Raw genomic sequence first — 6,905 nt, 5'->3', positions numbered from 1 at the left:
GACGCGCCCGGCGCCGAAAAGGCCGAGCCAGTCATGGTGCAGAGTGCGGCCCTCACGCAGCGGCACGCGGACCATCGCCTTCTTGGCCGCCGCGGTCGCCTTGGAGATCGCCTCGGGCACCTCGCGCGCCTTGCCGTGGCCGAAGCCGGCGCGGCCCTTGCCGTCGCCGACCACGACGAGCGCCGCGAAGCCGAAGCGCTTGCCGCCCTTCACCGTCTTGGAGACGCGGTTGATGTGGACGAGCTTCTCGATCAGCTCCTCGCCGCCGTCGTCGTCGCGGCCCGGGCCGCCACGGCGGTCGTCGCGACGGCCGCGGCCGCCCCGGTCGCCGCCGCCACGACCGCGCCCGCCGCGCGGACCGCGCGGGCCACGCCCCTCGGGACGCTCGGGCGGCGCGGACGCCGCCGTCGGAGCCAGAGCCGGAGCTTCCTCTGCGGCTGCAGGAGCCGGGGCCGCTTCGGCGGGAGCCGGAGCTTCCTCGGCCGCCACAGGAGCCGCTTCGGCCGGAGCCGGAGCTCCCTCGGCCGCCGCTTCGGCCGGAGCCGCTTCGGTCGCCGCCGGCGTCGCCTCGGCCGGAGCCGGGGTTTCGGCCTGCGGCTCGGCGCCCTCGTTCTGCTTGGTTTCGTCAGCCATCATTAAAACTCCAGTCCGCCTTCGCGCGCGGCGTCGGCGAGGGCCTTGACCCGGCCATGGAAGAGGAAGCCGCCGCGATCGAAGACGACGCGGGTGACGCCGGCGGCCTTGGCGCGCTCGGCGATCTTGCGCCCGACTTCCTGAGCGGCAGCGACGGTGGCGCCGGTCTTGGCGCGCGCCTCCTTTTCCAGGGTCGAGGCGGAGGCGACGGTGCGGCCGTCGGCGTCGTTGATGACCTGCACGTAGATGTGCCGGCCCGAACGGTGCACCGACAGGCGCGGACGGTCGCCGCCGCGCTGGCGGATCGACGTGCGGACGCGCTGGCGCCGCTTATCGAAGGGGTTCTGTCTCGCCATGGCTTATTTCTTCTTGCCTTCTTTGCGGAAGATATACTCGCCGCGATACTTGATGCCCTTGCCCTTGTAGGGCTCGGGCTTGCGCCAGCGGCGAATCTCGGCGGCGACCTGGCCGACCTGCTGCCGGTCGATGCCGCTGATCTCCACCGTGGTGGCGTCCGGCGTCTTGATCTCGATGCCGTCGGGCACGGGCACGTTGACGTCGTGGCTGTAGCCGAGCTGCAGGCGCAGATTCTTGCCCTGCGCCGCGGCGCGATAGCCGACGCCGCTTATCTCGAGCACCTTGGTGAAGCCCTCGCTGACGCCGGTGACCAAATTCTGCACCAAAGTCCGCTGCATGCCCCAGAAGGCGCGCGCCTCTTTGCTGGCATTGGCGGGCTTCACGGTGATGCCGTCGTCGCCGATGTCATAGGCGATCTCGTCGCGCATCTGCAGCGTCAGGGTCCCCTTCGGGCCCTTGACCGAGAGGATCTGGCCTTCGGTGGTCGCCGTCACTCCCGAGGGGAGCGCGACCGGCCTCTTACCGATGCGGGACATCAGAACACCTCCGCGAGCACTTCGCCGCCGACGTTCTGCTGGCGCGCCTCGGCGTCGCTGAGAACGCCCTTGGGCGTCGAAACGATGGTGATGCCAAGGCCGTTGCGCACGCGCGGCAGCTCCTGCGCGCCCGAATAGACCCGGCGGCCGGGCTTCGAGACGCGGGACAGGTGCTGGATCGCGGGCTGGCCCTCGAAATATTTGAGCTCGATCCGCAAACCCCGATGGGCGCCCAGCGCCTCCTCGGAATAGCCGCGGATATAGCCTTCGCGCTGGAGCACGTCGAGCACGCGGGCGCGCAGCTTCGACGCCGGCGAAAGGACGCTGTCCTTCTTCGCCTGCTGGCCGTTGCGAATACGGGTGAGCATATCACCCAAAGGATCGGTCATCGGCATGAGTCTACCTTACCAGCTCGACTTGGTGAGGCCCGGAATCAGGCCCTTGTTGCCCAGTTCGCGCAGCATGATGCGCGACAGCCGGAACTTGCGATAAACGCCCCGGGAACGACCCGTCAGCTCGCAGCGGTTGCGAATGCGGGTCGGGTTCCCGTTGCGCGGGATTTCGGCCATCTTCAGCCGCGCGATCAGGCGCTCCGTCTCGTCCTTGGACTCGTCGTTCGCGATCGCCTTGAGCCTCGCATATTGGCCGGCATATTTCTTCGCCAGCTTCCTGCGACGCTCGTTCTTGTTCACGGAACTCAGTTTCGCCATGACTTAAGTTCTCTTCCTCTCTTGGCAGGGGCCATCAGGCCGCCTGCTTCTGATCCTGGTCCTGCGGGAACGGGAAATTGAAGAGGCGCAGCAGCTCGCGCGCCTCGTCGTCCGTCTTCGCGGTGGTGGTGACGATCACGTCCATGCCCCGAACCTTGTCGATGCGGTCGTAATTGATCTCGGGGAAGACGATCTGCTCTTTCAGGCCCATGGCGTAATTGCCGCGACCGTCGAAGCTCTTCGGGTTGAGGCCGCGGAAGTCGCGCACGCGCGGCAGCGCGATCGTGACCAGCCGGTCCACGAATTCGTACATCCGCTCCTTGCGCAGCGTGACCTTGACGCCGATCGGCATGCCCTCGCGCAGCTTGAACTGGGCGATCGACTTCTTGGCCTTGGTGATCACCGGCTTCTGGCCCGCGATCAGCTCCATCTCCTGGGCCGCCGTCTCGACCTTCTTCTTGTCCTGGGTCGCCTCGCCGACGCCCATGTTGATGACGATCTTGTCGAGGCGCGGGACCTCCATCCGGTTCTTGTAACCGAACTTCTCGATCATCGCCGGGACGATCTTCTCGTCATATTCGCGCCGCATGCGCGGCGTGTATTTGGCATCAGCCATTGATCAGCTCCCCGGAACGGGCCGCGACCCGAACCTTCTTGCCGTCGCGATCCTCGAAGCGGACCCGGGTGGGCTTGCCCGTCTTCGGATCCTCGAGCGCGACATTGGAAATGTGCAGCGGCGCCTCGCGGCGCTCGATCCCGCCCTGCGGCCGGGCCTGCGTCGGCTTGGTGTGGCGGGCATGGACGTTGATGCCGGAAACCAGCACCTTGCCGTCCTTCGGCATCACCTTGGTGACCTCGCCGTGGCGGCCCTTGTCCTTGCCGGACAGGACCACGACCTTGTCGCCCTTCTTGATCTTCGCGGCCATGGTTACAGCACCTCCGGCGCGAGGCTGATGATCTTCATATGCTTCTTCGCGCGCAATTCGCGGACGACCGGCCCGAAGATGCGGGTGCCGATCGGCTCCTGGTTGTTGTTGACGAGCACCGCCGCGTTCGAATCGAAGCGGATCGTCGACCCGTCGGGGCGATGGATGTCCTTGGCGGTCCGCACGATCACGGCCTTGTGGACGTCGCCCTTCTTCACCCGGCCACGCGGCGCCGCTTCCTTGACGGAGACGACGATGATGTCGCCCACGCCGGCGAAGCGCCGCTTGGAGCCGCCCAGCACCTTGATGCACTGGACGCGCTTGGCGCCGCTGTTGTCGGCGACCTCCAGGTTGGACTGCATCTGGATCATCGATCCAATTCCTTCTCTTCACTTCAACCGGGAAGCGCCCGGCGATAAGTTGCAATTCGTCAGGCGTCGGCGGTTTCGGCCTCGGCCTTCTCCGCCTTCTTCTTCGGCTTGGCCTTCGTCGCCTTCTCCTCGGCCTGCGCCTCCGCGCCGGCCTCGGCGGTGCCGAGCACGCGCCAGGTCTTCAGCTTCGAAATCGGCCGCGTCTCCTCGATGCGGACGATCTGGCCCTGCTTGAACTCGTTGCCCTCGTCATGGGCATGATACTTTTTCGACCGCTTGATGATCTTGCCGTAGAGCGGGTGCTTCACCCGCCGTTCGACGCTGACCACCACGGTCTTGTCGGTCTTGTCGGACACCACGGTGCCGGTCAGGACGCGCTTGGGCATCTATTCTACTCCTTACGCCTTGGCCGAAGCGGCGCGGGCGCGCTCGTTCTGCAGCGTCTTGATCTGGGCGATGGTGCGGCGCACCTCGCGGATCCGGACCGGCTTCTCGATCTGGTTGGTCGCGGCCTGGAAGCGCAGGTTGAACTGCTCGCGCTTCAGCTCTGACAGCCGATCGGTCAGCTGGTCGTCGGTTTCGGTCTTGAGATCGTCGATCTTGGCCATGTTCATGCGTCCTCGAGAAGGGATTCGCCGAGACGGGCGATCACCTTGGTCTTGATCGGCAGCTTCTCCGCGGCGCGCTCGAAAGCGGTCTTGGCGATGTGGCCCGGCACGCCGTCCAGCTCGAACAGGACGCGGCCCGGCTTCACCCGGACGACCCAATATTCGGGGCTGCCCTTGCCCGAGCCCATGCGGACCTCGGCCGGCTTCGACGAGACCGGCACGTCCGGGAAGATGCGGATCCACAAGCGCCCCTGGCGCTTGATGTGGCGGGTGATCGCACGGCGGGCCGCCTCGATCTGGCGCGCGGTGATCCGCTCCGGCTCCATCGCCTTCAGGCCGTAGGCGCCGAAGTTCAAGGCGGTGCCGCCCTTGGCGTCGCCGTGGATGCGCCCCTTGTGGGCCTTGCGGAACTTGGTGCGTTTGGGTTGCAGCATGGCTCTCGTTCCTTAGCGGCGGTCGTCGCGCGCGGGACGCACGCCGGAGGTCTGCGCTTCCATCATCAGCCGGTCCTGGCTGAGCGGATCGTGGCCGAGAATCTCGCCCTTGAAGATCCAGACCTTGACGCCGCAGACGCCGTAGGCGGTGTGTGCGGTCGCCTCGGCATAATCGACATGGGCGCGCAGCGTGTGCAGCGGCACCCGGCCCTCGCGATACCATTCGGTGCGCGCGATCTCGGCCCCGCCGAGACGGCCGGCGCAGGTGATCCGGATGCCTTCCGCGCCGAGGCGCAGCGCCGACTGAACGGCGCGCTTCATCGCCCGGCGGAACGCGATCCGCCGCTCGAGCTGGTCGGCGACGCCCTGCGCGACGAGCCGCGCGTCGATCTCCGGCTTGCGGATCTCGACGATGTTCAAGGAGACGTCCGACGAGGTCATCGCGCCGAGCTGCTTCTTCAGCTTCTCGATGTCCGCGCCCTTCTTGCCGATGATCACGCCCGGGCGCGCGGCATAGATGGAGACGCGGCACAGCTTCGCCGGCCGCTCGATCACCACCTTGGAGATCGCGGCCTGGGGCAGCGCTTCCATGATGAACTTGCGGATCTTCAGGTCCTCGAGGAGGAGCCGGCCGTAATCGTCGCCTTCGGCATACCAACGGCTGTCCCAGGTCCGGTTGATCTGCAGCCTGAGGCCGATCGGATTGCTCTTCTGACCCATATTAAGCTTCCTGGCTCGTTTCGCGGACGACGATGCGCACCTTGCTGAACGGTTTGACGATGCGGCTGGCGCGGCCGCGAGCACGCGGCGTGAACCGCTTCATTGAGATCGACTTGCCGACCGAAGCCTCGGCGACGACCAAGCTGTCGACGTCGAGATTGTGGTTGTTCTCGGCATTGGCGATCGCCGAGGCGAGCACCTTCCTGACGTCGCGCGCCATCGCCTTGGGCGAAAAGCTCAGGATCGAGAGCGCCTCACCGGCATTCTTGCCGCGGATCAGGGCGGCGACGAGGCCGAGCTTCTGCGCCGAGCCGCGGATCTGGCCGCCGACGGCCAGAGCCTCGTTCTCGCCGACGCGGCGCGGGTTCTTTTCCTTGCCCATGACCTACCTCTTGCCCTTCTTGTCGGACGCGTGGCCCGGGAAGTAGCGGGTCGGCGCGAACTCGCCGAGCTTCATGCCGACCATGTCCTCGTTGACCGAGACGGGCACGAACTTGCGGCCGTTATAGACGTTGAACGTCAGCCCCACGAACTGCGGCAGGATGGTGGAGCGCCGCGACCAGGTCTTGATCGGGGCGCGGCCACCGGCCTCCTGCGCGGTCTCCGCCTTCTTCAGCAGCGACAGCTCGACGAACGGGCCTTTCCAGACGGAGCGGGCCATCTTTACCTCTTCTTCTTCGCGTGGCGCGAACGGATGATCATCTTGTCCGTCGCCTTGTTGGAGCGGGTGCGGGCGCCCTTGGTCGGCTTGCCCCACGGGGTGACCGGGTGGCGGCCGCCCGAGGTGCGGCCTTCGCCGCCGCCGTGCGGGTGATCGACTGGGTTCTTGGCGACGCCGCGGGTGAGCGGGCGCTTGCCCTTCCAGCGGGTACGGCCGGCCTTGGCGAAATTTTGGTTCTGGTTGTCGGGGTTCGAGACCGCGCCGACCGTCCCCATGCAGTTCGCGTGAATGTAGCGCTGCTCGCCCGAGTTGAGGCGAACGATCACCATCCCCTTGTCGCGGCCGACGACCTGGACATAGGTGCCGGCGGCGCGGGCGATCTGGCCGCCCTTGCCCGGCTTCATCTCGACATTGTGGACGATCGTGCCGACCGGCATCTGGCCGAGCTCCATCGCATTGCCCGGCTTCACGTCGACCTTGCGGCCGGCGACGACCGTGTCGCCCGCGGCGAGACGCTGCGGCGCGAGGATGTAGGCGAGCTCGCCGTCCTCATATTTCACCAGCGCGATGAAGGCGGTCCGGTTCGGATCGTACTCCAGCCGCTCGACGGTCGCCGCGACGTCCCACTTGCGACGCTTGAAGTCGATATAGCGGTATTTCTGCTTGTGCCCGCCGGCGATCCCGCGCGAGGTCACATGGCCCGTGTTGTTGCGGCCGCCCGTCTTGCGCTTGCCCTCGACGAGCGCCTTGACCGGCTTGCCCTTCCAGAGCGCCGACTTGTCGACCAGGATCAGGCCGCGCTGCGACGAGGTGGTCGGATTGTATTGCTTGAGTGCCATCGTCCCTAGCCTCAGATACCGGTGGTGACGTCGATCGACTGGCCGTCGGCCAGCGTCACGATCGCCTTCTTGACGTCCGAGCGGGTGTAGGGCCGGCCCTTCCAGCGCTT

The 6,905-nt window shown here is 66.8% G+C and carries 14 protein-coding genes and 2 pseudogenes; all 16 read right to left on the bottom strand.

Annotated elements, in window-relative coordinates; genetic code table 11:
* Window positions 1-636, bottom strand: a pseudogene (locus ACT4N8_RS13725) (hypothetical protein); the annotation flags it as partial.
* A complete protein-coding gene (gene rplR / locus ACT4N8_RS13720) occupies window positions 636-989 on the bottom strand; it encodes a 50S ribosomal protein L18 (RefSeq protein WP_444858678.1) in 354 nt (117 codons plus the stop codon). The gene rplR and the pseudogene ACT4N8_RS13725, both read right to left, overlap by 1 nt.
* 3 nt (window positions 990-992) lie before the next feature.
* On the bottom strand, window positions 993-1,526 hold the full coding sequence (gene rplF, locus ACT4N8_RS13715; RefSeq protein ID WP_444858677.1) for a 50S ribosomal protein L6: 534 nt from the start codon (window positions 1,524-1,526) through the stop codon (window positions 993-995).
* A complete protein-coding gene (rpsH, locus tag ACT4N8_RS13710) occupies window positions 1,526-1,921 on the bottom strand; it encodes a 30S ribosomal protein S8 (RefSeq protein WP_444858676.1) in 396 nt (131 codons plus the stop codon). Before rpsH ends, rplF begins: the two co-directional genes overlap by 1 nt.
* A 9-nt stretch (window positions 1,922-1,930) precedes the next feature.
* The gene (gene rpsN / locus ACT4N8_RS13705) at window positions 1,931-2,236 is read right to left on the bottom strand and encodes a 30S ribosomal protein S14 (RefSeq protein ID WP_444858675.1); all 306 of its coding nucleotides are present in this window, start codon (window positions 2,234-2,236) and stop codon (window positions 1,931-1,933) included.
* A 34-nt stretch (window positions 2,237-2,270) separates the two neighbouring features.
* Window positions 2,271-2,852 (bottom strand): 50S ribosomal protein L5, encoded by a 582-nt coding sequence (gene rplE, locus ACT4N8_RS13700; RefSeq protein WP_444858674.1) that lies wholly within the window; start codon window positions 2,850-2,852, stop codon window positions 2,271-2,273.
* Entirely contained in the window at window positions 2,845-3,162 is a 318-nt protein-coding gene (gene rplX / locus ACT4N8_RS13695; protein WP_444858673.1) for a 50S ribosomal protein L24, read from the bottom strand. Before rplX ends, rplE begins: the two co-directional genes overlap by 8 nt.
* Before the next feature lie 2 nt (window positions 3,163-3,164).
* Entirely contained in the window at window positions 3,165-3,533 is a 369-nt protein-coding gene (gene rplN / locus ACT4N8_RS13690; RefSeq protein ID WP_309002111.1) for a 50S ribosomal protein L14, read from the bottom strand.
* 59 nt (window positions 3,534-3,592) lie between these two features.
* Entirely contained in the window at window positions 3,593-3,919 is a 327-nt protein-coding gene (rpsQ, locus tag ACT4N8_RS13685) for a 30S ribosomal protein S17 (RefSeq protein ID WP_444858672.1), read from the bottom strand.
* 12 nt (window positions 3,920-3,931) lie between these two features.
* Window positions 3,932-4,141: a 50S ribosomal protein L29 gene (gene rpmC / locus ACT4N8_RS13680; protein WP_444858671.1), complete on the bottom strand. Its 210-nt coding sequence runs from the start codon at window positions 4,139-4,141 to the stop codon at window positions 3,932-3,934.
* A gap of 2 nt (window positions 4,142-4,143) precedes the next feature.
* On the bottom strand, window positions 4,144-4,575 hold the full coding sequence (rplP, locus tag ACT4N8_RS13675; RefSeq protein ID WP_444858670.1) for a 50S ribosomal protein L16: 432 nt from the start codon (window positions 4,573-4,575) through the stop codon (window positions 4,144-4,146).
* A gap of 12 nt (window positions 4,576-4,587) precedes the next feature.
* A complete protein-coding gene (gene rpsC / locus ACT4N8_RS13670) occupies window positions 4,588-5,295 on the bottom strand; it encodes a 30S ribosomal protein S3 (RefSeq protein ID WP_444858669.1) in 708 nt (235 codons plus the stop codon).
* 1 nt (window position 5,296) lies between these two features.
* Window positions 5,297-5,677, bottom strand: coding sequence for a 50S ribosomal protein L22 (gene rplV, locus ACT4N8_RS13665; protein ID WP_444858668.1), 381 nt, complete (start codon window positions 5,675-5,677; stop codon window positions 5,297-5,299).
* Between the two features lie 3 nt (window positions 5,678-5,680).
* A complete protein-coding gene (rpsS, locus tag ACT4N8_RS13660) occupies window positions 5,681-5,956 on the bottom strand; it encodes a 30S ribosomal protein S19 (RefSeq protein WP_444858667.1) in 276 nt (91 codons plus the stop codon).
* Window positions 5,957-5,958: 2 nt separating this feature from the next.
* Window positions 5,959-6,795: a 50S ribosomal protein L2 gene (rplB, locus tag ACT4N8_RS13655; RefSeq protein ID WP_444858666.1), complete on the bottom strand. Its 837-nt coding sequence runs from the start codon at window positions 6,793-6,795 to the stop codon at window positions 5,959-5,961.
* Between the two features lie 11 nt (window positions 6,796-6,806).
* Window positions 6,807-6,905: pseudogene (locus tag ACT4N8_RS13650) on the bottom strand (50S ribosomal protein L23); the annotation flags it as partial.

It is taken from the genome of Sphingosinicella sp. (assembly GCF_052387495.1).
Lineage (GTDB): Bacteria > Pseudomonadota > Alphaproteobacteria > Sphingomonadales > Sphingomonadaceae > Allosphingosinicella.
The sequence above is the reverse complement of the archived record's forward strand: the minus strand, read 5'-3'. Positions and strand labels throughout refer to the sequence as shown.

Excerpts from the sequence above, each read along its gene's own strand:
- rpsN (WP_444858675.1), bottom strand. The coding sequence starts at position 2,236 with ATGGCGAAACTGAGTTCCGTGAACAAGAACGAGCGTCGCAGGAAGCTG.
- rpsS (WP_444858667.1), bottom strand. The coding sequence starts at position 5,956 with ATGGCCCGCTCCGTCTGGAAAGGCCCGTTCGTCGAGCTGTCGCTGCTG.
- rplR (WP_444858678.1), bottom strand. The coding sequence starts at position 989 with ATGGCGAGACAGAACCCCTTCGATAAGCGGCGCCAGCGCGTCCGCACG.
- rplE (WP_444858674.1), bottom strand. The coding sequence starts at position 2,852 with ATGGCTGATGCCAAATACACGCCGCGCATGCGGCGCGAATATGACGAG.
- rpmC (WP_444858671.1), bottom strand. The coding sequence starts at position 4,141 with ATGGCCAAGATCGACGATCTCAAGACCGAAACCGACGACCAGCTGACC.
- rpsC (WP_444858669.1), bottom strand. The coding sequence starts at position 5,295 with ATGGGTCAGAAGAGCAATCCGATCGGCCTCAGGCTGCAGATCAACCGG.
- rplB (WP_444858666.1), bottom strand. The coding sequence starts at position 6,795 with ATGGCACTCAAGCAATACAATCCGACCACCTCGTCGCAGCGCGGCCTG.
- rplN (WP_309002111.1), bottom strand. The coding sequence starts at position 3,533 with ATGATCCAGATGCAGTCCAACCTGGAGGTCGCCGACAACAGCGGCGCC.
- rpsQ (WP_444858672.1), bottom strand. The coding sequence starts at position 3,919 with ATGCCCAAGCGCGTCCTGACCGGCACCGTGGTGTCCGACAAGACCGAC.
- rplF (WP_444858677.1), bottom strand. The coding sequence starts at position 1,526 with ATGTCCCGCATCGGTAAGAGGCCGGTCGCGCTCCCCTCGGGAGTGACG.
- rpsH (WP_444858676.1), bottom strand. The coding sequence starts at position 1,921 with ATGCCGATGACCGATCCTTTGGGTGATATGCTCACCCGTATTCGCAAC.
- rplP (WP_444858670.1), bottom strand. The coding sequence starts at position 4,575 with ATGCTGCAACCCAAACGCACCAAGTTCCGCAAGGCCCACAAGGGGCGC.
- rplV (WP_444858668.1), bottom strand. The coding sequence starts at position 5,677 with ATGGGCAAGGAAAAGAACCCGCGCCGCGTCGGCGAGAACGAGGCTCTG.
- rplX (WP_444858673.1), bottom strand. The coding sequence starts at position 3,162 with ATGGCCGCGAAGATCAAGAAGGGCGACAAGGTCGTGGTCCTGTCCGGC.